The organism is Aestuariibaculum sp. M13, assembly GCF_024723255.1.
GTDB classification, from domain to species: domain Bacteria; phylum Bacteroidota; class Bacteroidia; order Flavobacteriales; family Flavobacteriaceae; genus Aestuariibaculum; species Aestuariibaculum lutulentum.
Map to the genome: position 1 here is coordinate 102,218 of NZ_JANIAC010000003.1, position 26,561 is coordinate 128,778.

29 protein-coding genes and 1 tRNA gene are annotated in these 26,561 nt (G+C 36.3%); 10 read left to right on the forward strand and 20 right to left on the reverse strand.

Annotated elements, in window-relative coordinates:
- Position 1 precedes the first annotated feature (1 nt).
- On the forward strand, positions 2-1,309 hold the full coding sequence (nqrF, locus tag NO995_RS11695; protein ID WP_258228014.1) for an NADH:ubiquinone reductase (Na(+)-transporting) subunit F: 1,308 nt from the start codon (positions 2-4) through the stop codon (positions 1,307-1,309).
- 67 nt (positions 1,310-1,376) lie between these two features.
- Here nqrF and NO995_RS11700 read toward each other — a convergent pair whose 3' ends face one another.
- From NO995_RS11700 to NO995_RS11715, 4 genes are all read right to left on the reverse strand, one after another.
- Positions 1,377-1,967, reverse strand: coding sequence for a c-type cytochrome (locus NO995_RS11700; RefSeq protein ID WP_258227677.1), 591 nt, complete (start codon positions 1,965-1,967; stop codon positions 1,377-1,379).
- A 116-nt stretch (positions 1,968-2,083) separates the two neighbouring features.
- Positions 2,084-2,476: a hypothetical protein gene (locus NO995_RS11705; protein WP_258227678.1), complete on the reverse strand. Its 393-nt coding sequence runs from the start codon at positions 2,474-2,476 to the stop codon at positions 2,084-2,086.
- A 59-nt stretch (positions 2,477-2,535) separates the two neighbouring features.
- Positions 2,536-2,991, reverse strand: coding sequence for a Na(+)-translocating NADH-quinone reductase subunit F (locus NO995_RS11710; protein WP_258227679.1), 456 nt, complete (start codon positions 2,989-2,991; stop codon positions 2,536-2,538).
- Positions 2,992-3,048: 57 nt separating this feature from the next.
- Complete coding sequence (locus NO995_RS11715; RefSeq protein WP_258227680.1) at positions 3,049-4,488, reverse strand: DASS family sodium-coupled anion symporter; 1,440 nt, start codon at positions 4,486-4,488, stop codon at positions 3,049-3,051.
- Positions 4,489-4,608: 120 nt separating this feature from the next.
- On the opposite strand from NO995_RS11715, the gene NO995_RS11720 reads away from it, so the two are divergent.
- Both NO995_RS11720 and NO995_RS11725 read left to right on the forward strand, forming a co-directional pair.
- Complete coding sequence (locus tag NO995_RS11720) at positions 4,609-4,986, forward strand: Na(+)-translocating NADH-quinone reductase subunit F (RefSeq protein ID WP_240574752.1); 378 nt, start codon at positions 4,609-4,611, stop codon at positions 4,984-4,986.
- A gap of 1 nt (position 4,987) precedes the next feature.
- The gene (locus tag NO995_RS11725) at positions 4,988-5,962 is read left to right on the forward strand and encodes an FAD:protein FMN transferase (protein ID WP_258227681.1); all 975 of its coding nucleotides are present in this window, start codon (positions 4,988-4,990) and stop codon (positions 5,960-5,962) included.
- Between the two features lies 1 nt (position 5,963).
- Here NO995_RS11725 and NO995_RS11730 read toward each other — a convergent pair whose 3' ends face one another.
- From NO995_RS11730 to gpmI, 6 genes are all read right to left on the reverse strand, one after another.
- Entirely contained in the window at positions 5,964-6,332 is a 369-nt protein-coding gene (locus tag NO995_RS11730) for a DUF423 domain-containing protein (RefSeq protein WP_258227682.1), read from the reverse strand.
- Positions 6,333-6,349: 17 nt separating this feature from the next.
- Positions 6,350-7,114: a class I SAM-dependent methyltransferase gene (locus NO995_RS11735; RefSeq protein ID WP_258227683.1), complete on the reverse strand. Its 765-nt coding sequence runs from the start codon at positions 7,112-7,114 to the stop codon at positions 6,350-6,352.
- 5 nt (positions 7,115-7,119) lie between these two features.
- On the reverse strand, positions 7,120-7,902 hold the full coding sequence (locus NO995_RS11740; protein WP_258227684.1) for a DUF3050 domain-containing protein: 783 nt from the start codon (positions 7,900-7,902) through the stop codon (positions 7,120-7,122).
- Position 7,903: 1 nt separating this feature from the next.
- Complete coding sequence (gene map / locus NO995_RS11745; protein ID WP_258227685.1) at positions 7,904-8,722, reverse strand: type I methionyl aminopeptidase; 819 nt, start codon at positions 8,720-8,722, stop codon at positions 7,904-7,906.
- Between the two features lie 89 nt (positions 8,723-8,811).
- Positions 8,812-9,216 carry a BT0820 family HAD-type phosphatase gene (locus NO995_RS11750; RefSeq protein ID WP_258227686.1) on the reverse strand — a complete coding sequence of 135 codons (405 nt, stop codon included), beginning with the start codon at positions 9,214-9,216 and terminating at the stop codon, positions 8,812-8,814.
- A gap of 51 nt (positions 9,217-9,267) precedes the next feature.
- On the reverse strand, positions 9,268-10,785 hold the full coding sequence (gpmI, locus tag NO995_RS11755) for a 2,3-bisphosphoglycerate-independent phosphoglycerate mutase (protein ID WP_258227687.1): 1,518 nt from the start codon (positions 10,783-10,785) through the stop codon (positions 9,268-9,270).
- A gap of 252 nt (positions 10,786-11,037) precedes the next feature.
- Here gpmI and NO995_RS11760 point away from each other — a divergent pair, with 252 nt between their 5' ends.
- On the forward strand, positions 11,038-11,424 hold the full coding sequence (locus NO995_RS11760) for an ankyrin repeat domain-containing protein (RefSeq protein WP_258227688.1): 387 nt from the start codon (positions 11,038-11,040) through the stop codon (positions 11,422-11,424).
- Between the two features lie 77 nt (positions 11,425-11,501).
- Here the strand turns inward: NO995_RS11760 and NO995_RS11765 are convergent, their stop codons facing one another.
- Positions 11,502-11,957, reverse strand: a complete 456-nt coding sequence (locus tag NO995_RS11765) for a GNAT family N-acetyltransferase (protein ID WP_258227689.1) — start codon at positions 11,955-11,957, stop codon at positions 11,502-11,504.
- 321 nt (positions 11,958-12,278) lie between these two features.
- On the opposite strand from NO995_RS11765, the gene NO995_RS11770 reads away from it, so the two are divergent.
- A tRNA-Gly gene (locus tag NO995_RS11770) sits at positions 12,279-12,351 on the forward strand.
- 133 nt (positions 12,352-12,484) lie between these two features.
- On the opposite strand, the gene pepE is transcribed toward NO995_RS11770, so the two are convergent.
- Positions 12,485-13,192 (reverse strand): dipeptidase PepE, encoded by a 708-nt coding sequence (gene pepE / locus NO995_RS11775; protein ID WP_258227690.1) that lies wholly within the window; start codon positions 13,190-13,192, stop codon positions 12,485-12,487.
- 173 nt (positions 13,193-13,365) lie between these two features.
- Between pepE and NO995_RS11780 the strand changes: the two genes are divergently transcribed.
- From NO995_RS11780 to NO995_RS11800, 5 genes are all read left to right on the forward strand, one after another.
- Entirely contained in the window at positions 13,366-14,163 is a 798-nt protein-coding gene (locus NO995_RS11780; RefSeq protein WP_258227691.1) for a hypothetical protein, read from the forward strand.
- Between the two features lie 88 nt (positions 14,164-14,251).
- Positions 14,252-15,052 (forward strand): hypothetical protein, encoded by an 801-nt coding sequence (locus tag NO995_RS11785; RefSeq protein ID WP_258227692.1) that lies wholly within the window; start codon positions 14,252-14,254, stop codon positions 15,050-15,052.
- Between the two features lie 72 nt (positions 15,053-15,124).
- On the forward strand, positions 15,125-15,628 hold the full coding sequence (locus NO995_RS11790; protein ID WP_258227693.1) for a DUF6702 family protein: 504 nt from the start codon (positions 15,125-15,127) through the stop codon (positions 15,626-15,628).
- Between the two features lie 108 nt (positions 15,629-15,736).
- Entirely contained in the window at positions 15,737-18,043 is a 2,307-nt protein-coding gene (locus tag NO995_RS11795) for a M1 family metallopeptidase (protein WP_258227694.1), read from the forward strand.
- A gap of 114 nt (positions 18,044-18,157) precedes the next feature.
- The gene (locus tag NO995_RS11800) at positions 18,158-18,445 is read left to right on the forward strand and encodes a twin-arginine translocase TatA/TatE family subunit (RefSeq protein WP_240574791.1); all 288 of its coding nucleotides are present in this window, start codon (positions 18,158-18,160) and stop codon (positions 18,443-18,445) included.
- Between the two features lie 151 nt (positions 18,446-18,596).
- Here NO995_RS11800 and NO995_RS11805 read toward each other — a convergent pair whose 3' ends face one another.
- The 8 genes from NO995_RS11805 to kynU all read right to left on the reverse strand — a co-directional run bounded on the left by NO995_RS11805 (position 18,597) and on the right by kynU (position 26,527).
- On the reverse strand, positions 18,597-19,238 hold the full coding sequence (locus NO995_RS11805; protein WP_258227695.1) for an O-methyltransferase: 642 nt from the start codon (positions 19,236-19,238) through the stop codon (positions 18,597-18,599).
- Positions 19,239-19,295: 57 nt separating this feature from the next.
- Positions 19,296-20,381, reverse strand: a complete 1,086-nt coding sequence (locus NO995_RS11810) for an amidohydrolase family protein (protein WP_258227696.1) — start codon at positions 20,379-20,381, stop codon at positions 19,296-19,298.
- A gap of 31 nt (positions 20,382-20,412) precedes the next feature.
- Positions 20,413-20,949, reverse strand: coding sequence for a 3-hydroxyanthranilate 3,4-dioxygenase (locus NO995_RS11815; RefSeq protein ID WP_258227697.1), 537 nt, complete (start codon positions 20,947-20,949; stop codon positions 20,413-20,415).
- Between the two features lie 143 nt (positions 20,950-21,092).
- Positions 21,093-21,875: an SDR family oxidoreductase gene (locus NO995_RS11820; protein ID WP_258227698.1), complete on the reverse strand. Its 783-nt coding sequence runs from the start codon at positions 21,873-21,875 to the stop codon at positions 21,093-21,095.
- Between the two features lie 112 nt (positions 21,876-21,987).
- A complete protein-coding gene (locus tag NO995_RS11825) occupies positions 21,988-23,424 on the reverse strand; it encodes an aldehyde dehydrogenase (protein WP_258227699.1) in 1,437 nt (478 codons plus the stop codon).
- Positions 23,421-23,831, reverse strand: a complete 411-nt coding sequence (locus NO995_RS11830; RefSeq protein WP_258227700.1) for a RidA family protein — start codon at positions 23,829-23,831, stop codon at positions 23,421-23,423. The genes NO995_RS11825 and NO995_RS11830 overlap by 4 nt, the downstream gene beginning before the upstream one ends.
- A gap of 10 nt (positions 23,832-23,841) precedes the next feature.
- A complete protein-coding gene (locus tag NO995_RS11835) occupies positions 23,842-25,263 on the reverse strand; it encodes an NAD(P)/FAD-dependent oxidoreductase (RefSeq protein ID WP_258227701.1) in 1,422 nt (473 codons plus the stop codon).
- Complete coding sequence (gene kynU, locus NO995_RS11840; protein ID WP_258227702.1) at positions 25,256-26,527, reverse strand: kynureninase; 1,272 nt, start codon at positions 26,525-26,527, stop codon at positions 25,256-25,258. Before kynU ends, NO995_RS11835 begins: the two co-directional genes overlap by 8 nt.
- Between the last annotated feature and the right edge of the window lie 34 nt (positions 26,528-26,561).

Below are 26,561 nucleotides of genomic sequence, written 5' to 3' on the forward strand. Positions count from 1 at the left end.
GATTTTATTAGCAGCAGGTACAACAGGAACAATAGTAGCAACGGTAGTAGCGTTCTTAATTATTACGCTTTTACTGGTTACCTTGCTATTAGTAGTAAAACAAAAGTTATCGCCTTCAGGGCCGGTAAAGATTACTATTAACGGTGAAAAGGAAATCGAAGTTGCCTCAGGAGGTAGTTTATTATCTACTTTAGGAAATCAAAAAATATTTTTACCATCAGCTTGTGGTGGTGGAGGAACGTGTATTCAGTGTGAGTGTCACGTAAATTCAGGTGGAGGAGAAGCACTTCCAACAGAAACACCTCACTTTACACGTAAAGAGTTACAACACGGAGCGCGTTTAGCTTGTCAGGTTAAGGTAAAGCAAGATATGGATATCACAATTCCTGAAGAGGTATTTGGTATCAAAAAATGGGAAGCAGAAGTTGTACGTAACTACAACGTGGCATCCTTCATTAAAGAATTCGTAGTACGTATCCCTGAAGATATGAACTATAAGGCGGGAGGGTATATTCAAATTGAAATCCCTAAGTGTGAAATTAAATATTCAGATATCGATATTACAGCGCACCCTGAAGAACATGAAACTCCGGATAAGTTCCAGGCAGAGTGGGATAAATTCGGATTATGGCCGTTAGTAATGAAAAATGACGATACGGTTGAAAGAGCTTACTCTATGGCTTCTTACCCAGCTGAAGGACGTGATATCATGCTTAACGTACGTATTGCAACTCCGCCATGGGATAGAAATAAAAATGGTTGGATGGATGTAAATCCAGGGGTAGCTTCATCTTACATTTTCTCAAGAAAGCCAGGTGATAAAGTAACCATTTCTGGTCCTTACGGTGAGTTCTTTATTAACGAGTCTGAAGCAGAAATGCTTTATGTTGGTGGTGGAGCTGGTATGGCGCCAATGCGTTCACACTTATACCACTTATTCAAAACATTAAGAACAGGACGTAAAGTTACTTATTGGTACGGTGGACGTTCTAAGCGTGAGTTATTCTACTTAGATCACTTCTATCAATTGGAGAAAGAATTCCCTAACTTCCGTTTCTTCTTAGCGCTTTCTGAGCCGTTACCAGAAGATAACTGGAAAGTTAAAGCAGATATTGACTCTGAAGGTGATGGTTTCGTAGGATTCATTCACAATTGTGTTATTGATAACTACTTAAGTAAACACGATGCTCCAGAAGATATTGAATTATATTTCTGTGGACCACCGTTAATGAATAAGGCGGTACAAAAAATGGGAGAAGATTTTGGTCTTCCAGATGAAAACATCAGATTTGATGATTTCGGAGGATAATCCAAAACTTATGATACAAAAAAAGTCAACTCAAACGAGTTGGCTTTTTTTATACGCTGTATTTTTATTAATTCATTTTAGGAGGAATATTGCTTGGTACTATGTTTTCAATCGGTTTAATCGTTTTTAAATAAGCGAAAATAGCCTTTAAATCGTCGTCTGGTAGGTTTTTGTACGATTGCCACGGCATTGGCGGTAATAGTGGTCTGCTGCCTTCCATACCTTTATAAAGGCCTAGTTTAATAGCTGTTAAAAACTGGGCTTCACTCCATGACCCAATACCAGTTGCATCTGGTGTTAAGTTCGCTCCAAACGATGTCCCCCATGGGCCTGTGGCAGCTGTTAAACCCATGTTGAATAACAAATATGATTTGGCTGTGGTTTCATCATAAGGCGGTAAAATTTCATCTGCTGGATGACCAGAAAGTAAACGATCGAAATCCAGTTCCATACCTTTTTCAGTAAACTTTTTTGGAGTATGACAGTCGTGGCAACCAATGGCATTAACCAAATGTTTACCACGTTTTATGGGATCAACAGCGACTTCTTTTACTTCAATCGATTCATAAACTTCGGTAGATTCTTTTTTTTCTTTTGAAATACACGCCAAAAGAGCGGCACTACACAATGTTGAAAAAATAAATTGTTTTGTTTTCATATAATATTGGTTAGAGGTTAATTATGTGAAAACTAAAAGTAAGAAAATGTTTCTAAATAGCTGATTTAATTCTATTTAAGGAAATAATATCAGATGAATGAAAAATAATGCAATGGTTATATGGAGTCTACGATGTTTATTTCAACGTTATAATTATTTTGTTCAGAAGAAGTGGTATTTACCGGATAAGGTAAAACATCAAGTAATGTAAATTTAAAACCTTTTAAAATGGAATCTGTTTGAAAACCTCTGAATGTGTTTAAAGTAAAACTAGTATTTTCGTTTGGCGATTTTAATGAAAAATAAACTGAAGCATTACCTTCCCATATGCAAACTACATCTTCCGGGCAACGCGAGTCTGAAATAGAATCAACACAAAGTTCGTAGTTTGATTCAATAAGTTTGTAACAGCGGTTATTTTTTAACTTGTAATTGCCATAGGATAAGATGTCATTTGAAGAACAAGAAATAATTATTAAGGACAAAAATAAGGAACAACAAACTTTCATGAACATTGGTTTTGGTATAAGATGCCCAGTTAATTAATTGGTTGCGCTTAGGAAAAGATTTATTTTAAAACCAACGACTTTTTTGAGATTCTCAAATTATCAAAAAGTTCGGTGTAGTCCATCACATTCGGGCTTTTATCTAACTCGCATAGTAGTTCAATAACCGCTTGCAGTCCTTTGAATAGATTGTCTTTGTTTGTTGGGTTTTCAGGCTTGTTATTTTTGAAATGCAATGGTAATTGATATCCACAGGCTTTTAAAAAAGTGACTTCAATAAGAAGTAATTCTGAAGGGGTATAGCCATTAAACCGTTTTCCGAAGGCCTCATTAATGTGACCAATATAATTGAGTTTCGTTGAGCCGTGATCATCAGAGAAGTGTTTCCAGGCATCTGAATGATCTAAAATGTTACCCACAGCACATTGTTTACAACACTCCGGATGAAGGCAATCATCGTGAAATGCCGTGTATAATTTTTTTATGGCAATATCTAAACGGTTATTTGCTGTTTTCATAATACAGATGCTTTCCCTAATTTATTAAAAATCAGATCTCTTTCCAAAACGAGTGTGTTAAAATACTAAAGGCAATCCTATTTTGAATAGTAGGATGAGTAGTACTACCGATATAAGATTTAAAATGAATCCTACTTTAGCCATTTCACTGACTTTAACATAACCACTGGCAAATACAATGGCATTAGGCGGTGTCGCCATTGGGAGCATAAAAGCACAGCTACTGGCCATTGTTACAGGAATGAGTAAATATAGCATCGGGATATTCAATCTTAAAGCTATACCAGCAACCACAGGGGCTAAAACAGCTGTTAACGCGACATTGCTCATTAACTCCGTCATGAATAACATAAGAATAATAAGTAATGAAGCCATGACTAAAATACTAATGTTACTTGTGGCAATGGTATTTGCGACCACATCGACAATACCAGTTGCCGACATGCCTTTGGCTAAAGCTAGACCACCACCAAATAGCATGAGAATACCCCAGGCTAATTTTTGAGTATCTATCCATTCTAAAATGAATTCGCCACGTTTTAAGTTGTGAGGAATTGTAAACAGGAGTAATGCTCCAAACATACTTATCATGGTATCCGATAGTTCTAAACCTGGAATTAGGTTGTTAATAACTGTTCTGAAAATCCATAAAAAGACCGTAATACCAAAAATGACAAGTACCTGTTTTTCTTTGCTACTAGTTTCTCCAAGTTTTTTTAGTTCATTATCGATAAAATCTTTTTCGGTACTAAATACTAATCCTTGACAAGGAAAGAACCATTTTACCATAACCAGATAAATGATTCCAATTAAAATGATTGAAAAAGGTAAACCTACAATCATCCATTTTAAAAAGGAAATTTCAATATGATATTCATTTTCTAATAAACCGATTAAAACGGAATTGGGAGGTGTGCCAATTACTGTGGCAATGCCTCCAGCATTTGCTGAAAACGCAATGCCAAGCATGACGCTCAAAGCAAAATTTTTATCCTGTTTTGTAAATCCATCTTCATCATTAATCAGTAATTTAATCACCGAAAGTGCAATAGGAAGCATAACAACCGTACTGGCGGTGTTACTAATCCACATGCTCATAAATCCTGTGGCAATCATAAATCCCAGAATAACACGATTAGGGGTTGATCCTGTTTTTTTGATAATGGTTAAAGCAATACGTTTATGAAGATTCACCTTTTCTAAAGCCAAAGCCAATACAAAACCACCAAAGAATAGGAAAATGATTGGACTTCCGTAGTTGGCGCCTACATCGGCAATAGGCATGACTTTAAACAACGGAAATAAAAGTAAAGGGAGTAAGGCCGTAACCGAAATTGAAACCGCTTCTGTGATCCACCAACAAATCATCCATCCGGCAATCGCAATTACGGTGCTGGCATTGTCTGATATAGATTCAAAAGGGATTAAACGAAGGCATATAAAAAGAATAGGTCCTAAAAAAAGGCCGACTTTTTTAGATAGAGGATGTGGTGTCATATATTGATATTAATTACAAAAATGAACCCTCAATTTGGTAAGGATTAAATAAGTAAGTGCTTTAAAGTTAAACATTTTTTAATTTTAGGGTAGGCGAATTTTTAATATTATTTTTGCAATATGAGTAAACCACTTACAGAACAGGAACTACATAATCTGGCTATGAATCATGTTGGAAAAGACTTGGAACAACGTGGTTTTGAGTTTGTAGCCGTAAACAGCAAATTAAAAAAGCATCCGCAATTTGTGTGTATCGACAAAAACAGTCAATACTATTTCGTGATTGTTAGAGCTGTAATTTTACCCGATAACCCTAACAATTACGATGTGGTCTGGATGGAGACTTTTAAAAAGCATGCCAGAGATAAAAATGCAAAAGTGCTATATGCCGGCGTTGGCATAGGTAATGTTGAAGGCGAAAAAATGCCCATTTATTTAAACCAGGAATATTTAATGGAGTACAACGGTATTCAGGTTATTGAAACAAATCTTAATTAAGATGAAATTATTCTTAGCGTCTTTCTTGGCACTTGTTTTAGTGTCTTGTGAAACTTCAGTTAAAAACACCACCTTGACTGGTCCGATTTTCGGAACCAGTTATTCGGTACTTTACGATTCAGATGTCAATTATAAACCACAGTTTGACAGTTTGTTTGCAGTTATTAACATGTCGATGTCCACTTATATTCCAACCTCTGATATTTCAAAAATTAATAGAAATGAAGATAGTTTGGTCGATGCGCATTTCGAGAAGGTGTTCAATACCTCAAAAATCATTTATAAAGCAACACAAGGTGCTTTCGATCCAACGATTGGGGCTTTAGTAAATGCCTGGGATTTTGGTCCGGGTGGAAAAATAGTGAATCTCGATAGTTTGAAAATCGATAGTTTAATGCTGTCGGTGGGATTTGATAAAGTCCAACAGAATAATCATATTTTAAAGAAACCAGAAGGTGCTTTTATTGATTTTAATGCGATAGCGAAAGGCTATGGCGTTGATGTGATTGGACAGTTTTTAGAAAGTAAAAACATCAAAAATTATTTAGTTGAAATAGGAGGCGAAATCAGAACAAGAGGAATAAATGCTGAAAAACAATTGCCTTGGAAAGTAGGCGTAGAACAACCACATTTTGATGGAACCCAATCTATTTTAAAGGGGATTACCGTTAAAGATGAAGCTATGGCTACTTCGGGTACGTATAGAAAGTTTAAAGTTGATGAAAACGGTAATAAATATGCTCATATTATTAATACCGAAACCGGGTATCCAAGTAAAACGAATTTGTTGAGTATTTCGGTTATTGCGTCAGATTGTATGACGGCCGATGCTTATGCCACAGCGTTTAAAACTATGGGTGTTGAAAAGATCAAGACGTTTTTAAAATCGCATCCGGAACTTAAAGTGTTTTTAATTTTTGAAAACGATCAGCATGAATTTGAAACCTTAGGTCTTAACGGGTTTCCAGAGGAGTAAATTAAATAACTTCCAAAAGAATAAAAAGCCAGCCTAATATTAAGAGTAAACCTCCAAGAGGTGTAATAGGACCTAAAAATTTTAATTTTTTGCCTTTTGCTGCGCTTAAAACCAAACCGTAAATGCTAAAAGAAAACAACAGGATTCCAATAGTGAAAAACCAGTAAATGATTGAATTATTAAAGTTATTTAGGCCTAGAGCAAGTAAAACAATGGCGTGATACATTTGGTATTTAACGCCTGTTTCAAAACTTTTTAATAATTCGCTGTCCGAAATTATTTTTTTCAGAGCATGGGCACCAAAGGCACCAAATATTACTGATAACATGCCATACAAAGTGCCTGTTATAATAAAATAGTGTTGTGCCATTTAATCTAATCTTAATTTTATTTCCTTACCACAGGAATAATTTCACCTTTGGCTAAACAATAGGTTTGAATATCCTGTTCAGAGAAATTTTTGGTGTAATCAGCTTCATCAACCGTAAAACCGATAGCACGCAATTTGTTGAAATAATCACGGCCGTACACACGCACATGATCGTATTGTCCGAAGATTTTAGCGCGTTCTTTTTTATCGGTTATTGTGTCGTCTTCAAAAGTAGTTTCACGATTCAAATCCTGAGGAATTTGAAAAATTCCCCAGCCGCCTGGCTTCATCACACGATATAATTCCTGCATGGCTTTAGTATCATCAGGGATATGTTCCAGTACGTGATTGCATAAAATAACATCAAATTCATTATCCTTAAACGGTAAATCACAGATGTCAGCTTTTACATCCGCAATTGGTGATAATAAATCAGTTGTAGTATAATCTAAATGCTTTAAGCTTTTAAAGCGTTTTAAAAAGCATTGTTCCGGGGCAAAGTGTAAAACTTTTAAGTTGTCGGTAAAGAAATTGGTTTCCTTATTCAAATAGAGCCACAATAATCTATGGCGTTCTAAACTTAAAGTTGAAGGTGACAACACGTTATTACGTTGTGTGCCGTAACCATAAGGTAAAAACGTTCTGAACCCTTTGCCGTCTATGGGATCGATAAAGTTGTTTCCTCGTAAAAAGAAAGCCAGAACCGGACGAATGATATAACTTAACCTGATTAATAAAGGTCGCGGAATAACATTCAGAATTATTTTAAAAAGCTTTTTCAATGGCGTTAGGCTTCAACTAAACGATTGGTTTGAATTAAGGCTGAAATACTGTCCCAAAGCGCGATGCGGTGTTCTAAAGCTTGTTTTGCAGTTGCTAAAGCTTCATCCCATTTTTTATCATCTTCCTTGCATAATTCTTCAATCATTTTTAAAGATAACGGACCGTGCTCATCACCATCCAATTCAATGTGACGGTTTAAATAATAAGTGAGTTTACTATAGGTATTATCTTCAGTTTTTGACTGATTTATAATTTGAAAGAACATATCAGGAATGACATCTTCACGACCAAAAGTAAATGCCGAAGCAATAACATGAGGTTTTTTAGTGTCAATAACATCGAATGAAAACTGAATGAAATTTAATGTTTCGGCTTCCAATTTTGCTTTTAAGCCTGCATCGGTAATTGAAAGTCCTTCTTTTATGAAATCGATAAATGTATTAATCTGTTTTGTACTGGCACCAACCTGAAGCATGGCATCTAAGTACATTTCATAATGACTCTTAGGCTCGCCAAGTTCGTTAACATCACTTTCTTCACCTAAAACAATTTCATTTATAAATCTAGAGGTTGCCGGATTAGCCACAGGCACCCAAGGTAGGGTAGTTGTGGTTAACTGGTTTTGAAGTGATTTTAACAGCGACATAAAATCCCAAACTGCAAAAGCGTGTTGTTCCATAAAGGTTTTAACATCGTCGATAGCGTTTAAGTCACTATATAATTTATGATTGTTTAACTGAGCTCTTAAAGGTGCAAGCTCTTGTTCAATACGTTCAATTTGGTTCATGTTAAAGAACTAATGCTTTTTGTCTGAATTCGTCTTCTTCGTTTGATGTGATGCCTAAGGCATCATAGATATAAGCAAAGGTTGAAAGTAATTCAGGCTTACCATCAACAATAGCTACATCATGCTCGAAGTGAGCACTTGGTTTGTTATCTAAAGTGGTAATGGTCCAACCATCTCTATGTTGCTGAATACGGTGTGTTCCCATGTTAATCATAGGTTCGATAGCAACAACCATACCTTCAACAAACTTTTTACCACGACCGCGTTTTCCGTAGTTTGGCATTTCAGGGTCTTCGTGCATTTTTCTACCTAATCCATGACCTACCAATTCGCGAACAACGCCGTAACCGTGATCTTCACAGTATTTTTGAATGGCGTAGCCTACGTCTCCAACACGATTATTTAATTTGAATTCACGAATACCAATGTAAAGTGATTCTTTTGTAACCTGAAGTAGCTTTTCAGTTTCAGGGTCAATTTCACCAACGGCAAAGGTATAGGCATGATCACCATAAAAACCATTTTTTAAAGCTCCGCAGTCAATTGAAATAATATCGCCTTCAACTAAAGGATCATTATTAGGAATACCATGAACCACTTGTGAGTTTGGACTCATACAAAGGGTGTTCGGGAAATCGTATAAGCCTAAAAATCCTGGAATAGCGCCATGATCTCTAATACACGCTTCGGCAATTTTATCAAGTTGTAAAGTCGTTACACCTGGTTTTACGGCTTTTGCTATTTCTCCTAAAGTTTTAGATACGATTAAGGCACTTTCGCGCATTAATTCAATTTCTTCTCTGGTTTTAATCTGAATCATGTGTCAAAAAAATATGGGCAAAGATACTTAAAATAGTGGGAATGCCTTTTGAATGAAAGGAATAATTAACATTACCGATGAAAGGTAGATTATTTGAAAATTCTGAAAAAGCCTTTCTTTTTTTCTTCTTCCTTTGGTTCGGTATTGGTTACCATTTGGTAAATTTCACCCCAACCCGGAAACCCGCCAATATTTCTATCGTCGATGAATAAATCGGCATGAATTTTTCGGCTTGAATTATTACTGAAATCCTCTTCCGGATAACTGCGGTTTACGGCATAAAATGTAATGCCATGTTCTTTGCAAAAATTAACCGCATCATCTAATTTAGTGCCATGGCGGTAAGTCCATAAAATAAGCCGATGGCCTTTGTTTTGAAGCATTTTTAAAGTTTCAAAAGCAAAAAGCATCGGCTTTCCTATATTCGGGTAAGCATCTTCAACTATGGTGCCATCAAAATCGACGGCGATTATAAGTTGTGTGTTTAAATTCATTAAGATTATAAACTTGTTGTTTAAAACAAATGTACAATTTTAATTAAGAAATTAAACTAAAGCATGCTGTGTCATGGCAGCTGGCTGCTCAACGCCCATTAATTTTAAAATTGTTGGTGCTACATCACCTAAAATACCATCCTTGATAGATTTTAATTCGTTGTCGATTAAAATAACAGGAACCGGATTTGTGGTGTGTGCCGTATTTGGTGTACCATCTGGGTTAATCATAGTTTCACAGTTTCCGTGATCCGCGATTAAAATAGTTGTGTAACCGTTGTCAAGAGCTGTTGTTACCACATCTTTAACACATTCATCAACCGCTTCACAGGCTTTAATAGCGGCTTCCATAACACCAGTATGTCCAACCATATCTCCATTTGCAAAGTTTAAACATACGAAATCAACATCGCCTTTTTCTAATTCAGGAACTAAGGCATCACGTAACTCGTAGGCGCTCATTTCCGGTTGTAAATCGTAAGTCGCTACTTTAGGAGAATTTCTTAAAATACGAGTTTCACCTTCAAATTCTTTTTCCTGACCACCAGAGAAGAAGAAGGTAACGTGTGGGTATTTTTCAGTTTCGGCAATACGAATTTGTTTTTTACCATTCTTAGCCAAAACTTCACCTAAAGTTTCTGATAAGTTGTCTTTGTTGAAAATTACATTAACGTTTTTATAGGTGTCATCGTAATTGGTAAGCGTTACATAATGCAGGTTTAATTTGTGCATGTTTTGCTCGTGGAAATCGGTTTGCGACAACGCTTCTGTTAACTCACGACCACGGTCGGTTCTAAAGTTAAAGAAGATCACCACATCTCCATCTTTTATTTTTGTTACAGGTTCTCCATCTGCACCAGTTAGAATAATTGGCTTAATGAACTCGTCGGTAATATCGTTGTTGTAATTTTTTTGAACAGTATCGGTAACGTTGGTTGATTTCTCGCCAATACCGTTTACCATGGCATCGTAAGCTAATTTAACACGTTCCCAGCGTTTATCTCTATCCATAGCATAATATCTTCCGGTTACAGTAGCTAATTTTGCATTGGATTTTTCAAGGTGAGATTCTAATTCGGTTAAAAAGCCGAAACCAGATTTTGGGTCTACATCACGTCCATCGGTAAAGGCGTGGATGTAGGTGTGCTCTAAACCGTATTCATCGGCGGCATCAATTAATCCGAAAAGGTGCTTTATGTGAGAGTGAACGCCACCATCACTTAATAGACCAAGAAAGTGTACGTCTTTATTATTTGTCTTAGCGTATTCAAAAGCATCAACCAATACCTTCTCTGAATTTAAGGTTTTGTTTTCAACCGCTAAATTAACTTTTACTAAATCTTGATATACAATGCGACCGGCACCTAAATTCATATGGCCAACTTCGCTATTACCCATTTGTCCTTCAGGTAAACCAACGTGTAAACCATCGGTTCGTAAGGTAGCGTAAGGGTATTTTGTGTAAAGAGAATCTATAAAAGGGGTGTTGGCATTGTCGATTGCAGAAACTTTAGGATCTGGAGAATTTCCCCAGCCATCAAGTATCATTAAGATAACTTTTTTGTTCATTATAATGTGTAATTTTTTCAGTATCAAATATACTGAAGTTTGTTAAAAAAAGGAAGATGAAACTGTTTAAAAACAGCCCGTTTTTGTGCTTTTTTGTGGTATAATTAAAAAAAGTGGATTCCGTTAAAGAAATGTGAATGATATGTTAAAAATGCAGAAAAGAATGGTTTTAATGTAACATATGTTACTTAATGTCGTCTGTTAAGTATAATCAAAAAACAAAATCATTAATCAAATCAAAATTCTTTCATCATGAAAAAAACAATCATTCTTTCAGCAATTGCATTATGTTTATCAGTAGTATCAGTAAATGCAAAAACAATCGAACCTAACGTTGCAACAAACAAAGTAACGTATTTTAAAGTAAATTCTTTTTGTGTATCAATCGCTAAAGGCGATATCGTTACCGTAAAAAAATTAATAGCCAGAGGTGAAGACGTTAACCAAAAATCTAACGGGATGACACCAGCTATGTATGCTGCGAAATATAATCGTGTTGAAATTTTACAACTTTTAATTTCTGAAGGTGCCGATTTAAAAGCAAAATGTGGAAAAGGTTATACAGCAAAAAAATATGCCGAATTACACGGTGCTAAAGATGCTCAGCAAGTTATTGAAATGGCATTGTCAAAAAAATAATTATAACACTTAATTTTATGATTATTTGAGTTAGTCGCTCAAAAAAGCCCTGTTTTTACAGGGCTTTTTTATGTTTGTTATTTTAAAGATTTGTACATAACATAGTGTAAACCGATATCTGAAATATTGAATGGCTCACCAATAACAGTGAAATTGTTTTTCTTGTAAAATGTCTTTGCTACCTCGCGGGCGTTGCACCAAACGACTTGAATTTTCTTTTCTTTTAATAATGTGTCACCGTAGGCTACTAATAAATTACCGAGTCCTTTTCCTTGAAAAGTATCTAAAACGGCCATGCCTCTAAGTTGATACTGCAATGCTTCTGATAATAAATTAGTGGAGCTTTTAAAATAGGACACCACCCCGAGAAGTTGATTGTTGTTATAAATGCCTAAATGAAATGTGGTTTCCAAATTATCGCCATCAAAATTACAGGTTTCTATGGGTTTGCCAGGTCTTAAAACAGGATGTCTAACAGGAAATGTTTCAGCGGCACTTATTATTTTTATATTGTATGGGTGTTGCTTCATCATGATTTGAAATTGTCTATGAAATCAAACTTAATCAAAATTCAAATTCATACCTGTTTTAGAAAGGAAATTTATTCAAGTCATCAAAAATTCCATTACGATTTAATAAAACGGACATTTTTGAATGTTTTTTAAGCCAAATTTTAGTTCGAAAAACACTGAAAATCCCTTTTAATAACTGAAGTGAGCAGAAATTATTAAAAATAATTTTATCTAAATATATTCAAAATCAATGTCTTAATTTTTTAATTGAAATTTTTTTAAAAAAGTTGCATTTTTTATTTGTGAAATACTCGAAGGTTTTTATATATTTGCAACCGCAATGCGGGAGTAGCTCAGTTGGTAGAGCGTCAGCCTTCCAAGCTGAATGTCGCCGGTTCGAACCCGGTCTCCCGCTCAAAAAGAAAAAGCCTCATCGATAATAGACGAGGCTTTTTTATTTCTAAAACTTAAGGAAGAAGTTTAATTTTTAAGTGTTAATCAAAATAAGAATAACTTCCTTTTAAAGCATCCCTTTCGGGATGCTTTTTTTATTTCAGGGTATTTAATTCGGTTTCAGGTTCTACTTCGCAAGGAGCTTTTCCTTTTTCAAAAATTCGAGCGGTTAAATGTCCTTTTAAAACAATAGAATCTCCAGAAACTCGTAACCAACTGCCTTCGCGTAAACCAACTACAGGTTGTGGGTTAAAACCGTGGAATTCTTTAATTCGTGTTTCTCTGGTTTCACCCATATGTTTACTATTGGTGTCTGGGTCTAAGTAATGTGGGTTAATGTTAAAGGGAACCAAAGCTAAGGCGTTAAAACTTGGCGGGTAAACAATAGGCATGTCGTTGGTTGTTCTAATGGTTAATCCACAAATGTTACTGCCGGCACTCGTGCCTAAATAAGGTGTTCCGTTTTTTACAGCGTTTTGTATAGCTTCAATTAAGTGGTTTCTGTGAAGCATATCGGTCAAAACAAAAGTATTGCCACCTCCGGTAAAAATAGCTTCTGCATTGGCTACAGCTTCAACCGGATTTTCAAATTCATGAATGCCTTTAACTGTTTTATTAATTTTGGTAAAGGCTGTTTTTACAATGTTTGTATATTCATCATGCGAAATACCTCCTGGTCTTGCGTATGGGATAAACAATATGGTTTCAGCTTCTTTAAAAAAAGTGTTTAATTCTTCTAATATGTAGTCTAAATATCCGCTGCCATGTATGGTTGAGGTACTGGCAATAATTATATTTTTCATTTTAATTAATTTATAAGGCAAAACTACATAAAATATTCTGTTGGTTTTTGTAGTAAGTTTCAAGCTAAAGTCTTATTTTTAAGAGTGAAATATTGTTAGCAGTTATCCAATAGATTTTTTCTGAATCTATTAAATATGTCATCTAACTTTAAAAAATCATAATTTTCCAACTCATGAAAAAAAGCCTGTTTTTTATTCTATTCGTTACCAGCTTAACTGTTTTTTCTCAAGATTTTAAGAGAATTGAAGTTGACGGGAAGATTATAGTTGAAAGTAATGATGTGTATGGTATTACGATCTACAATGCAACATCGAACAAAGTTGCGGTAACCAATGAAAAAGGCGAGTTTAAACTCGATGTTCGTTTGCATGATAATATTGAGGTGAGTGCTTTGCAGTTTGAAAATTTAAAGTTTGAAGTAAACGAAGCCATCATTGCATCAAGACAGATGAAAATCTTTTTAATTGAGGAGATTAACAAACTAGATGAGATTGTGCTTATCCCAAATACTTTGTCAGGTAATTTAGAGACCGATGTAAAAATGACTAAAAAGTTTAGTCCTAAATTAGATGCTTTATATTTTGGAATTAAACACCAAGATCAATTCGATTTTAAACCCGATAGTCAAACTCAGGCTAATAATATTGCAACACCAACACAACATATAACCATGATTAATGGTCTTAATATTGTGAATGTTGTAGACCAGTTGTTGTTGCCATTATTTCGATCTAAAGCACCAGAGAAAGAGGAAAAGGGGATTCCCGAGGTTCCTTTAGAATCGGTTAAATATTATTTCAGTTCTGCATTTTTGGTTGATAATTTTGGAATTCCTGAACATCGTGTTGAGGATTTTATTCATTATGTTCAAGCCAGCGATTTTGATTATTCTTTATTGAGTTATGGTAAGGAAATGGAGTTTTTAGAGCATCTGCACGATAAAAGTGTCGAATTTCTGAACGCGAAATAGCTCAGAATTTCTTTTTAACAAAAGTTTAAATCCGTTTTTTAATTTATTTAAGAGATGATGGACGTTATTTATGTTTTTAAACAAAATAATGCCAACCATTCAAAATTTTATTTTTTTTAGCGTTATACTGTTTTCGTATTTAGGTTTTTCACAAGCTATTGAAATATCGGGAGTAGTGAATAGTTTAAGTGATGTCGAAAATATTCATGTGCTGAATAAATCTGAGCAGGCGTTTACCATAACCAATGCTCAAGGGGAATTTAAGATTAAAGCGAAACTGAATGATACTATTCAGTTTTCTTCTTTGGTACACCAGTCAAAATATGTGGTTGTTGATAAAAATATCATGATGTTTAAAGCCATGCGTGTCATGTTGGAAGAGCAGGTAAATGAATTAGATGAAGTTGTGGTAGGCAAGGTGTTAACCGGAAATTTATTTTCGGATATTAATAATGTGGATGGTAAAGCGCCAATTAATTTTTACGATGTTGGTATCCCGGGGTATACAGGTAGAAAGAAAACCCAAAGCGAACGACGTTTAAGTCAGGCAGGTGATTTTAAACCAAAGATGTTACCCGGTATGTTATTAGGGGGAGCTTCTTTCGATCCATTAATTAACGCTATTACGGGACGTACTAAAATGCTAAAAAAAAGAGTAGAGCATGAAGAAAGCGAAGCCTTAATGCGAAGTGTTAAAGCACGATTGGCATCCGATTTTTTTAGGTCTAATCCCTTAGATGAGGCCTATAGAATGGAATTTTTCTATTTCTGTGCCGACGATCCGAATTTTATAAAGCGTTGTAAAAATCAAACCGATTTTAATATCCTGTTATTTTTGAGAAGTAAGTATAGAGACTATATGCAGAATAGGAGTGAGGGAAGTGATTAATCCGTTTTGGTACACCTTTTGAAAGCATTTAAATACTTACATTCGTAATTCAAACAAACCTTTAAAATAATAATGAAATTATTTAAAATATCACTTCTTGTTTTCGCCCTGTCATTTTTGTCATTTGCGACGGTTCATAAATACTATATAAGTGTTACTCAGATAGATTATGTAGAAGAAAAGCAGTCGGTACAGATTATTTCCAGAATATTTATTGACGATTTCGAAAAGTTGTTAAGAGAGCGTTATGATGACAATATTACGCTGGCAGGGAAAAATGAACCGGAATCGGTTGATGCTTATATGGAAAAATACCTGAAGGAAAAGCTAATGATTAAAATTAACGGGAAACCTGTTAATGTTCAATTTATTGGAAAAGCTTACGATGTTGATATTGCCAAGTGTTATCTGGAAATTGAAAAGGTAAAATACATAGAAACCATAGAAGTTACTAACGAAGTGTTATTCGATGTCTTTGAAGAACAGCAGAATATCGTTAAAACAAATATCAATTCGAAACAGAAAAGCGTCATACTATTTCCACAAAAGGCAAGTGTACTGTTAAAATTTAACTAAATAATAGTTTTATATTTTATTATTCGTTGCAATTTGGCGTTTTTTGTAATAATCAGTTAATGATTTTTTAATGCAACTAAAATTCTTTTAAAAATTAACATTAATCACATGGTGAGATTTAAGTATTATTTTCTATCCGTATTTTTTGTTTCTACAGCGGCTTTTGCCCAAAATCAAGAAAAACAGGAGGTTAAAAAAGGCCATACAAATACCAATAAGTTCAGGCAATTGTATGATGAGTTTTCAACTCCTAATATGTACAGAGCGGCATCTGGAGCTCCTGGAACAGCTTATTACCAGCAACAGGCCGACTATAAAATGGATATCGTTTTAGACGATAAAAACCAAAAAATTTCAGGATACGAAACAGTTACTTATACAAACAATTCACCAGACGATTTAAAATATTTATGGGTTCAGTTAGACCAGAACATGAGAGCTAAAGATTCTAAATCGCCGCTTATTGAAGGTTCTGGAGTATCTGATGTATTGCGCCCGTCTCAGTTTGTATCTAACTTTATGAAAGAACCTTTTGATGGGGGTTTTAATATTCAGGAAGTTTCAGATACCAGTGGAAAACCGTTAACGTATATGATTAACAGAACCATGATGCGTATTGAGTTACCTGAAGTTTTAAAATCGGGTGGTAAATTCTCCTTTAACGTAAAATGGTGGTATAATATTAATGATCATGTTGATGGTCGTGGCCGTTCTGGATATGAGTATTTCCCTAAAGATGGTAACAGGACTTATATTATTGCACAGTTCTTCCCAAGAATGGCAGTGTATAACGATGTTGAGGGGTGGCAAAATACACAATTCTGGGGGCGTGAAGAGTTTGCTTTACCTTTCGGTGATTACGAAGTAAACATTACGGTGCCTTCTGATCATATTTTGGATGGTACCGGTCGATTAACAAATCGTAAGGAGGTATTCTCAAAAAAAATGATGGAGCGTTATGAACAAGCTCAAAAGTCGTACGACAAACCTGTGGTTATTGTAACTCAGGAGGAGGCTGCCGCAAAAGAAGGTCAGTTTGCTGAAACGACAAAAACGTGGAAGTTAAAAGCAGAAAATGTTCGTGATTTTGCATTTGCAACGTCAAGAAAATATATCTGGGATATGATGGCTGTAAAAATCGGAGATCGCGATGTTATGGCAGTATCATTGTATGCTAAAGAAGGTAATCCGTTATGGGGAGACTGGTCAACAAAAGTAGTAGCAAGTACTTTAGAGTCTTACTCAAGAATGACTTTCGATTACCCATATCACAAAGCCATTTCGGTGCATGCTAAAGAGCAAGGAATGGAATACCCAATGATTTGTTGGAATTATGGTCGTCCTAATGCAGATGGTACCTATAGCGATCGTACAAAGTATGGTATGATGGGGGTTATTATTCACGAAGTTGGACATAATTTCTTCCCAATGATTGTAAACAGCGACGAGCGTCAATGGACATGGATGGACGAAGGGTTAAATACTTTTGTACAGTATGTAGCCGAACAGGATTTCGGAAAAAAACACCCGGAAGCGTTATCGGTAGGTCATGACAATTTCCCATCAGATCGCGGACCAGCAAAAATGATAGTACCTTACATGGGTGGTGATCAAAATTTCATTGCACCAATCATGAGTAAAGGAATTAACGTGTACCAGTTTGGTAACAACGCTTATGGTAAACCGGCTACAGCATTAAATATTTTAAGAGAAACGGTAATGGGACCTGAACTATTCGACTATGCGTTTAGAGAATACGCGCAACGTTGGATGTTTAAACACCCAACGCCTGAAGATTTCTTCAGAACCATGGAAGATGCTTCGGCATTCGATTTAGACTGGTACTGGAGAGGATGGTTCTACACTACAGATTGGGTTGACATAGGTATTAAAGATGTAAAGAAATATTTTGTGTCTTCAAAACCTAACAAATACATTAAAGACTATTTAGCAAAATCAGGAGGCTCGGTTAATAACTTAGTGCCTCTAGTATTCATGGTAGAAGAAGGTAGTGAAGATTATTCAGAGGATTTAAAAGAAGGAACTTTAGTTGATAATTCAACATCGCTTAAAGAGTATTTAATGGACAACTTTACACCTGAAGAACGTAAAAATATTAAAGAACCTAAGTACTTCTACAACATTACGTTTGAAAAACCAGGAGGATTAGTTATGCCGATTATCGCGAAGTATACCTATGCCGATGGCACTTCAGAAACAGTAACCTATCCGGCTCAAATCTGGAGATTAAACGATAACGAAGTAAGTAAAGCCATTGCTTCAGATAAAGAAATTGTAAGTATTGAAATCGATCCGAAAGAAGAAACTGCCGATGTCGATACCTCAAACAACATCTGGCCTAAGCAGGAAGTTAAAAGTGAATTCGATCAGTTTAAACAAAAGATAAAATCATAAATCATAAGAAAAGCCAACACGAATGTGTTGGCTTTCTTTTTTTAACGAAACTCTTAACACATTTTCCGTTAAGAATATTTTTTAATCTGCTTAACAACTCCCTATATTTGTACTGTGATACTACAAACAACATTTTTATTCATTAGCGGGGCCGAGATAGCATTTATCCTATTTATTGCTATCATGGTGTTTGGAGCCGATAAGCTCCCAGAGATTGCTCGTGGTTTAGGTAAAGGTATGCGCACCATTAAAAATGCGACCAACGACATAAAACACGAAATCACCAAAAGTGCCGAAAGTAATGGCATAGACACCAGTTTTGTTTCCGATATTAAAAAGGAAATAAACAGCGTAAAAGATGATGTTGAAGACTTTGCAGGTTCGGTAAAACGTAAAATGTAATTAGTCTTTTGGGCGTTACCTAAAGGTCGCGCTTTACGCACTACACGGTAGTTTGCTTCAATCGCTAACGCAAAATAGAATTTTAGATATTTAGACCGAGTTAAAAGCTAAAATTTAGTCTAAAATCTAACCCGTCTAGCAGTCTAAAAATCTATTTCTTCCTGCTAATCGTTAAGCCATCACGAATAGGTAATAATACCGTTTCAACTCTTGGGTCTTCCTTTAATAAGGTATTGTACTCTAAAACAATTTTGGTCGAATGGTCTTTGGGGTCTAAAGGTTCTACCACTTTACCATGCCACAATACGTTATCGGAAATGATAATCCCACCCGGATTTAATTTGTCAATAATTAAGTGAAAGTAATTCACATAATTCGGTTTATCGGCATCGATAAAAACCAAATCGAAGGTTTTATCTAACTCAGGGATAATATCTATCGCACTACCTAAATGCTGAACTATTTGATGACCGTATTCCGATTTATCAAAATATTTACGCTGAAAATCGACCAGTTCTTCATTCACATCAATCGTGTGGACTTCACCATCCTTTTTAACACCTTCTGCCAGACAAAGCGTCGCATACCCAGTAAAAGTACCTAACTCTAAAATGGTTTTTGGGCGTACCAGTTTAGAAATCATACTCAATACACGACCTTGATACGGACCGCTAAGCATAATAGGCTGCAATATTTTTTGGTAGGTTTCACGTGTTAACTGCTGCAATAATTCAGGTTCGTTTTCAGAATGGGCAACTACATAATCGTCTAAATCTTCAGGTAAAAAATACATATGGGCTTGTTTTTAACAACAGATTGCAAAAATAGGATATTTTGAGTGAATAGTTTATTATCCTAAGATTCTATCCACTAATTTTTGTTTCGCCACTTCATCGTCGCCATGAAGCCATTGAATCACGTTATTTTGCCAGATGGCATCACGGTCGTTTTCGTTAATGATTTTACGCTCCATAGCCAAATCTAAAATTTTACCAGGGTAGGAGGATTGTTTAATGCTTTCCATTTCACCTAGCGGATAAGGGTCATCTAAGCCCATCAACACCTGTTTAACGCCTTGGTTTTTTATCAATAATTCTAAAGAACCGGTATCGTGTACCAGCGTGTCGAAAAAGATGTTTTTATGTCCCACAGCTTTTCGCGGGTGGTGTTTGCCTTCAAACAGATCAGGACGTCCATCAAACCCTTGTATACGTCGTCCGAGATTTATTTGAGCTAACTGCCCGCCATGCGCAAAACACGTGCGCATATTCGGGTATTTTTCCTGATAGCCGTTTAAGGTTAAAAAATGATAAGCGTCAGCACATTGTGCCAGCATCCAGATAAGGTGAAATCGCCAGGAGGTATTTTCTAGTTTTATAAACTTTTCACCGTCGTATGGGTGAATTTCTACAGCAAGATTGTATTTGTTAGCCAGTTCAAAAATGGGTTCGTTTTCTTCATCAAAAATACAACGCCAGGTACCAATGGTGTCCATATAGTGCGTTGGTAAACATAGCAGACTCATACCGTTTTCTTCTACACAACGCTCAATTTCCCAACAAGCACTTCTAACAAATCCTGGGTGTACTACAAACCCGCAGGTAAATTTACTTGGGTATTGGTGTTGAATACGGGCATTAAAATCGTTTTGAAAACGTAGGGCCTGTTTCATTTCCTCAACACGCAAACCATTACCATAAAGCTGAGAAAGGTTTAATACCACGGCATGATCGATTTTGTAACGCTCCATCCATTCCAACTTTTCATGCAGGAAGAAGCTGGAATCCGTAACCGGACGTTTCCAATCTTTTTGTAGCATAAATTTTCGGTCTTTATCCACCCAAAAAATGCCTTTTTCACGCATAAAATCTGGAATTTCTTCAGGGTAGGGCAAAAGGTGTGAGTGTCCGTTAATTCGAAGTTTACGTTGTTCCATAGTTGTTTAGAACTGATTTCAATTTCTAAAATTAATCTTCAATCTTTACTTTTTTTGGTGGTTCCATCGTTGCACCGCAATTCGGACAGGTACGCTTGTCGAGGTCACTGTAATAGGTGTCGAAAATTTTAGGCATATCGGTTTCAATATTATCTAAAGTAAAATCTTCTTCGTACAATTTTGTGGTACAGGATTCGCAAAACCAAAGCAGTGCATCTTTCATGCCTTCGGGGCGTTTGTATTCGATAACCAGACCAACCGTATTGGCACCACGTTGCGGTGAATGCGGTACTTTTGGAGGAAGTAAATAAATATCACCCTCTTTAATATGCACGTCTTTAGGTTCGCCGTTATCAATAATTTTTAAAACAATATCGCCTTCCACCTGATAAAAAAATTCCGCTGTTTCGTTATAATGGTAGTCTTTTCTGCTGTTAGGTCCGCCAACCACCATGACAATAAAATCGCCGTCTTTCCATACCACTTTATTGCCTACCGGTGGTTTTAAAAGATGACGGTTTTCTTCAATCCAGACTTTAAAATTTAAAGGAGAAACTAATTTACTCATAGTTTTATGTTTTGGACGTGCCCCTTCGGGTCGGGCTTTCCGCGCTACATGGTGGCTTGCTGCAAATACCTGTATTCACGAATTCATTAATTTTAAATTAATAATTAATGAGTAATCCCTCACGCAATGATTCATTTCTAAAGTTACAAACTTTTTGTGCGTCCGCCATCAACAGGAATGTTAATTCCGTTTATGTAACTCGCTGCTTCACTTGCTAAGAATACAATGGCATTGGCCGTTTCTTCTGGCTGGGCGAAACGTTTGGCTGGCGTGTAGTTTTTCATTATTTCTGCCATGTCTTCCACGGTACGACCTTCATTTTTAGCTTTTATTTGTATAATTTCGTTTAGACGTTCGGTTTCGGTAAAACCGGGTAGTACATTGTTTACCGTGATGCCAAAGGCAGCAACTTCGGTAGCCAGTGTTTTACTCCAGTTTCCCACAGCACCTCGAATGGTGTTACTTACGCCAAGTCCAGGGATAGGTTCTTTAACCGATGTAGAAATGATATTCACAATTCTACCAAACCCTTCATCTTTCATAAATGGAATGGTAGACTGCGCCAGCACATGATTGCATTTTAAATGCTGAATAAAGGAATTATCGAATTCATCGAGACTGGCGTTAATAATTTCACCACTTCTTGGCCCTCCAGTATTATTAATTAGAATATGAAATCCATGGTGTTTTTCAACATACTTAATCACTTGTTCCTGTAAATCTCTAGGGTTAGAGAAATCGGCAACAATAAAATCGTGTTTGTCGCTATTGGGTAATTCGGTAAGTACTTGTTTTAGTTTGTCCCGGTTCCTGGCAACTAAGGTGATTATGGCACCTTCTTCGGCTAGTGCTATGGCTGTAGCTTTACCAATTCCGGCGGTACTTCCGCAAACTAAAGCGTATTTGTTTTTTAAGTTTAAATTCATAGGCTTTCCTGCGTAGGCAGAAATCTTTTAAAGTTAATTATTTAGTTTATTGTGATGCTTAAACTACCTTTCGACTGCGCTCAAGGTGACATCTTCTGCATTACAAGTTGTATCAATATTTTATGCATACATTTTTAGTTTCGGTAAAAAAGCGTAAGGCTTCAAAACCACCCTCGCGTCCAACACCTGAAGCTTTCATACCTCCAAAAGGTGTTCGTAAATCTCGTAACATCCAAGTGTTTACCCAAATGATTCCGGCTTGTAATTGATTACTTAAGCGCATGGTGCGTTTTAAATCGTTAGTCCAAAGCGTAGCCGATAAACCGTATTTTACCTGATTGGCCACTTGTAACACGTCATCCTCACTTTCAAACGGCATGATGCTTACTATAGGTCCAAATATTTCTTCCTGATTTAGTTTACAATCATTACTAGTAACTTCAACAATGGTGGGTTCTACATAATCCCCGTTTTCGTAGCCTTCAATAATAATTTTGTTACCACCGCATAAAATAATGTGTTCTTTTTTCGCGATATCAATATACTTTAAAATCTTTTCAACATGTTGTTTTGAAACTAAAGCGCCAATATCAGTATCTTGATTTGATGGATGACCAACTTTTAATTGTTTTACTTTATTTACAAAATCAGTTTTAAATTGTTCGTAAATGGAATGTTCTACAAAAATACGACTTCCACATAAGCAAATCTGCCCCTGATTGGAGAACGAAGACCTAACGGTTGTTTCTAACATGTCCTTATAGTCGCAGTCTGCAAAAATGATATTCGGATTTTTACCACCAAGTTCTAAAGATAATTTTTTGAACATAGGAGCTGCAGTTTTTGCAATATGTGCCCCGGTTTTTGTGCCTCCAGTAAAGGAAATGGCTTTAATATCTGGGTGTTCAATTATGGCTTGTCCGGTTGTAGAACCTAACCCATGCACAATATTTAGCACGCCTTTAGGTAAGCCTGCTTCGTTACAAATGTCTCCCAGTAAATAAGCTGTTGCAGGAGTGATTTCACTGGGTTTAGCAACCACACAATTACCAGCTGCAATCGCAGGTGCAATTTTCCAGGTAAATAAATACAACGGAAGATTCCATGGAGAAATACAACCAACAACTCCGATGGGTTGTCTTAAGGTATAGTTTACAGCATCCAAACCAATGCTTTGATGGCTTTCACTTGAAAACTGTGTGATGGCATGCGCAAAAAAACGGAAGTTACTTGCTGCTCGGGGGATATCGATGGTTTTGGCTAAATGTATGGGTTTACCATTATCTTTGCTTTCTATTTCCGCAAAGCGATCTAAATTCGCTTCAATGAGTTCGGAAATTTTTGTTAAAATCCGACTGCGTTCTTCCAGTGTGGTTTGTGACCAACTTGGAAACGCCGATTGTGCTGCTATGTATGCATTGTCTACATCTTCTTTTCCCGAATTTGGTAAACTACCATAAATTTCTCCATTTGCAGGGCAGTAGTTGTCCAGCCATTCATTAGATAATGGATCATGAAAATTACCATTTATGTAGTTTTGGATTTTCAACTTGTCTGTTTTTTAAATGCCGTAACTTTTATTTCAACTACCAAATCGGGATGTGGTAATTGATGAACCGCCACTGTGGTTCTTGTTGGGCCGGTTTCCTTATCAAAAAACTCAGCGTAAGCTTTGTTATAGCCTGCAAAATCGTTCATATTAACAAGAAAGGTGGTCACATCAACAATATCTTTCAAGGTAGCGCCTTCTTGGGCTAAATTTTTTTCAATGTTTTTTATAACTTCACGTGTTTGAACCTCAATATTTAAATGTTTCGTTCCCATGTTATCAATAACATCAACACCAGCAATAGAATTGTCAGGTCGACGGGAACTAGTTCCGGAAACGAATATAAAATCGCCCACACGTTTGGTATGCGGATAGGCGCCTCGGGGTGTTACAGCCTCGCTTTTCATAGTCTTGTTTTTAGTGATGCATGTTTTTAGCAACACGGTCTTCTTCTAAAATATGTTCGGTTTCTGCCTGAACTTGTTTTAAGGTGTGTTCAAGCCAGGTTTTGTTGTCCAGTTTAAGCGGTGTTTCTATATCGCCATCAGTTAGCATGTTTAAAATAGCCTTGTCTTGTGCTCGTCCTCTTAACATGGCTTCGCGATAGCCTATATTTTCATTAAAGGTTACCAGGCCGTATTTAGAGGCATAAGTTTCAGGAAATGTTTTTTCGAAAGCCATTTCTAAGTTACGCTTTTCGCGGAAAATAGCATTGTTAACATGACCTTTCATTTCGTGAAAATTATCGATGGCTAAATCGGCAATGGCATCGGTGTCTTTTTTTCGTGAGACTTCAAAAGCTTTAAACAGACTTTCCCAATCGGTGAAATTTTCATCTAACAATTTATCAAATTCAGTAACATCTTCAAAGGAAGCATTCATTCCTTGTCCGTAAAACGGAACAATAGCATGTGCTGCGTCTCCTAAAAGGATGGTGTTTCCCTTGTAATGCCATGGAGAACATTTAACGGTTCCCAAAGGTGAAGTAGGGTTTTCAAAAAAGTCGTCCACCAAATTCGGCATCAATTCTAAAGCATCTTTAAAGTAAGTTGAAAAGAATGCAGTAACGCGTTCTGGAGTTGTTAGATTATTGAAATTATACTCGCCGTCTTCATAACTTAAAAATAAAGTCACCGTAAAACTGCCATCTAAATTAGGCAAGGCGATAAGCATAAACGAATCGCGTCCCCAAATATGTAATGCGTTTTTAAAAGTTTTAAATCCGCCATTTTCAGCAGGAAGAATACTTAATTCTTTGTAACCGTGAGTTAGGTAATCTTGAGAAAAACTGAATAAAAATTTCTTTCCTAAATAATAACTTTTCCGAAGAACAGAACCCGCGCCATCGGTGCCGATAATTACATCGGCTGCTTTTGAAAATTCGGTTTTATCTTCATATTTATGAAAATAGGAGGTGTTGTTTTCAAAATCTACCGAAGTACATTTATGGTTAAAATGAATAGTGACATTGTCTAAAGCTTCGGCTTCATTAAGGAGCAGGGCATTTAAATCTGTACGGGAAATGGAGTTGATATATTCGTTCTCCTTTCCGCTATATGGCGACAATATGGTATTGCCTTCTATATCGTGTAACATGCGACCATGCATAGGAATACAAAGTGGCGCTACTTTATATTGAATGCCTACCATTTTCATAGCTTTAATGCCGCGGTTTGAAAACGCGAGATTAATGGAGCGCCCGGCACTGATGTCTACTTTTCTAAGGTCGGGACGTTTTTCAAAAACTTCAACATTAAATCCACGTTGACCAAGTCGCAAAGCAAGCAGTGAACCACAAAGTCCGGCGCCTATAATTTGTATGGTTTGGTTGTTATTCATTTAAAATCCCTTTTAAAATTTCAACCATATTGTATACATCTTCAAAAGAGTTGTATAGCGGTACAGGGGCACAGCGAATAACATCGGGTTCGCGCCAGTCACAAATAATGCCTGCTTCTGTTAATTTATGATGTAATGTTTTATCCGCATTTTTTACCTGAATGGATAATTGGCAACCACGTTCATTACTGTTTTTTGGTGTAATAATTTTAATGTGTTCGTTGTTGAGTTCGTTGATTAAAAACTCAAAATAACCAGTTAGCTTTTTAGATTTTTCAGTAAGGTTTTCAAAGCCTACGTCATTGAATAAATCTAAAGAGGCCCGAATGGCAGCCATCGAAAGTATAGGCGGGTTACTTAATTGCCAGCCTTCAGCGCCCGGAAGTTGGTCGAATTCATCGCGCATATTAAAACGCGTTTGTTTATTATGGCTCCACCAGCCAGTAAACCGGTTTAAGTTTTTATTGTAAGCATGACGCTCATGAACAAAGGCGCCTGCTAAACTACCCGGACCAGAGTTTAAATATTTATAAGTACACCATACGGCAAAATCGGCGCCCGAATCGTGCAAATTCAAAGGTACGTTTCCTGCACCATGAGCACAGTCGAAACCGACTTTACAACCGTAGTTGTGTCCGAGTTGAGTGATGCGTTTTAAGTCGAAATATTGTCCGGTATAATAATTTACGCCACCAATCATAATAAGAGCAATCTCATTACCATTTTTTTCTAAAATAGCTTCTAAATCTTCGTAGCGTAAAAGTTCTTCGCCTTCACGAGCTTTCCATAAAATAACCCCTTCTTTGTCGTCATAACCATGATGACGTAGTTGCGATTCTACAGCATATTTATCGGAAGGGAAGGCATCGGCTTCAATTAAAATTTTGTAGCGAGTTGGTGTTGGTTGATAGAAGGACACCATCATAAAGTGGAGATTGGCGGTAAGAGTGTTCATTACAACCACTTCAATGGGTTTTGCGCCAACGACCTTTGCCATACTTTCAGCTAAAAATTCATGATACGGCAACCAAGGGTGTTTAGCTTCAGTATGACCTTCAACACCTAGGTTGGCCCAATCTTCCAATTCCTGATCAACGTAAGTTTTGGTTATTTTGGGTTGTAGTCCTAAAGAGTTGCCACAGAGATAAATCAAGTCATTTCCGTGTTTGTCTTTCGGAATATGAAATTGATTTCGGTAAGAAGTCAATATGTCATTTTGGTCTAATTCTTTAGCGAAATCAAGACCAGATTTAAAGTCGAACAAAATAGTTTCGTTTAGTTTTCTAAAAAATTATGTT

What these genes read in the sequence shown, in the direction of transcription:
- NO995_RS11785 (WP_258227692.1), top strand. Translation starts at nt 14,252, where the DNA reads ATGCCAACCATTCAAAATTTTATTTTTTTTAGCGTTATACTGTTTTCG.
- pepE (WP_258227690.1), bottom strand. Translation starts at nt 13,192, where the DNA reads ATGAAAAATATAATTATTGCCAGTACCTCAACCATACATGGCAGCGGA.
- NO995_RS11805 (WP_258227695.1), bottom strand. Translation starts at nt 19,238, where the DNA reads ATGTATTTTTTACCTGAAGATTTAGACGATTATGTAGTTGCCCATTCT.
- NO995_RS11810 (WP_258227696.1), bottom strand. Translation starts at nt 20,381, where the DNA reads ATGGAACAACGTAAACTTCGAATTAACGGACACTCACACCTTTTGCCC.
- NO995_RS11780 (WP_258227691.1), top strand. Translation starts at nt 13,366, where the DNA reads ATGAAAAAAAGCCTGTTTTTTATTCTATTCGTTACCAGCTTAACTGTT.
- NO995_RS11835 (WP_258227701.1), bottom strand. Translation starts at nt 25,263, where the DNA reads ATGAATAACAACCAAACCATACAAATTATAGGCGCCGGACTTTGTGGT.
- gpmI (WP_258227687.1), bottom strand. Translation starts at nt 10,785, where the DNA reads ATGAACAAAAAAGTTATCTTAATGATACTTGATGGCTGGGGAAATTCT.
- NO995_RS11730 (WP_258227682.1), bottom strand. Translation starts at nt 6,332, where the DNA reads ATGGCACAACACTATTTTATTATAACAGGCACTTTGTATGGCATGTTA.
- NO995_RS11705 (WP_258227678.1), bottom strand. Translation starts at nt 2,476, where the DNA reads ATGAAAGTTTGTTGTTCCTTATTTTTGTCCTTAATAATTATTTCTTGT.
- NO995_RS11765 (WP_258227689.1), bottom strand. Translation starts at nt 11,957, where the DNA reads ATGATGAAGCAACACCCATACAATATAAAAATAATAAGTGCCGCTGAA.
- NO995_RS11720 (WP_240574752.1), top strand. Translation starts at nt 4,609, where the DNA reads ATGAGTAAACCACTTACAGAACAGGAACTACATAATCTGGCTATGAAT.
- NO995_RS11700 (WP_258227677.1), bottom strand. Translation starts at nt 1,967, where the DNA reads ATGAAAACAAAACAATTTATTTTTTCAACATTGTGTAGTGCCGCTCTT.
- NO995_RS11815 (WP_258227697.1), bottom strand. Translation starts at nt 20,949, where the DNA reads ATGAGTAAATTAGTTTCTCCTTTAAATTTTAAAGTCTGGATTGAAGAA.
- NO995_RS11725 (WP_258227681.1), top strand. Translation starts at nt 4,988, where the DNA reads ATGAAATTATTCTTAGCGTCTTTCTTGGCACTTGTTTTAGTGTCTTGT.
- NO995_RS11715 (WP_258227680.1), bottom strand. Translation starts at nt 4,488, where the DNA reads ATGACACCACATCCTCTATCTAAAAAAGTCGGCCTTTTTTTAGGACCT.
- NO995_RS11790 (WP_258227693.1), top strand. Translation starts at nt 15,125, where the DNA reads ATGAAATTATTTAAAATATCACTTCTTGTTTTCGCCCTGTCATTTTTG.
- NO995_RS11760 (WP_258227688.1), top strand. Translation starts at nt 11,038, where the DNA reads ATGAAAAAAACAATCATTCTTTCAGCAATTGCATTATGTTTATCAGTA.
- NO995_RS11820 (WP_258227698.1), bottom strand. Translation starts at nt 21,875, where the DNA reads ATGAATTTAAACTTAAAAAACAAATACGCTTTAGTTTGCGGAAGTACC.
- NO995_RS11830 (WP_258227700.1), bottom strand. Translation starts at nt 23,831, where the DNA reads ATGAAAAGCGAGGCTGTAACACCCCGAGGCGCCTATCCGCATACCAAA.
- NO995_RS11740 (WP_258227684.1), bottom strand. Translation starts at nt 7,902, where the DNA reads ATGAACCAAATTGAACGTATTGAACAAGAGCTTGCACCTTTAAGAGCT.
- NO995_RS11795 (WP_258227694.1), top strand. Translation starts at nt 15,737, where the DNA reads ATGGTGAGATTTAAGTATTATTTTCTATCCGTATTTTTTGTTTCTACA.
- NO995_RS11750 (WP_258227686.1), bottom strand. Translation starts at nt 9,216, where the DNA reads ATGAATTTAAACACACAACTTATAATCGCCGTCGATTTTGATGGCACC.
- NO995_RS11710 (WP_258227679.1), bottom strand. Translation starts at nt 2,991, where the DNA reads ATGAAAACAGCAAATAACCGTTTAGATATTGCCATAAAAAAATTATAC.
- map (WP_258227685.1), bottom strand. Translation starts at nt 8,722, where the DNA reads ATGATTCAGATTAAAACCAGAGAAGAAATTGAATTAATGCGCGAAAGT.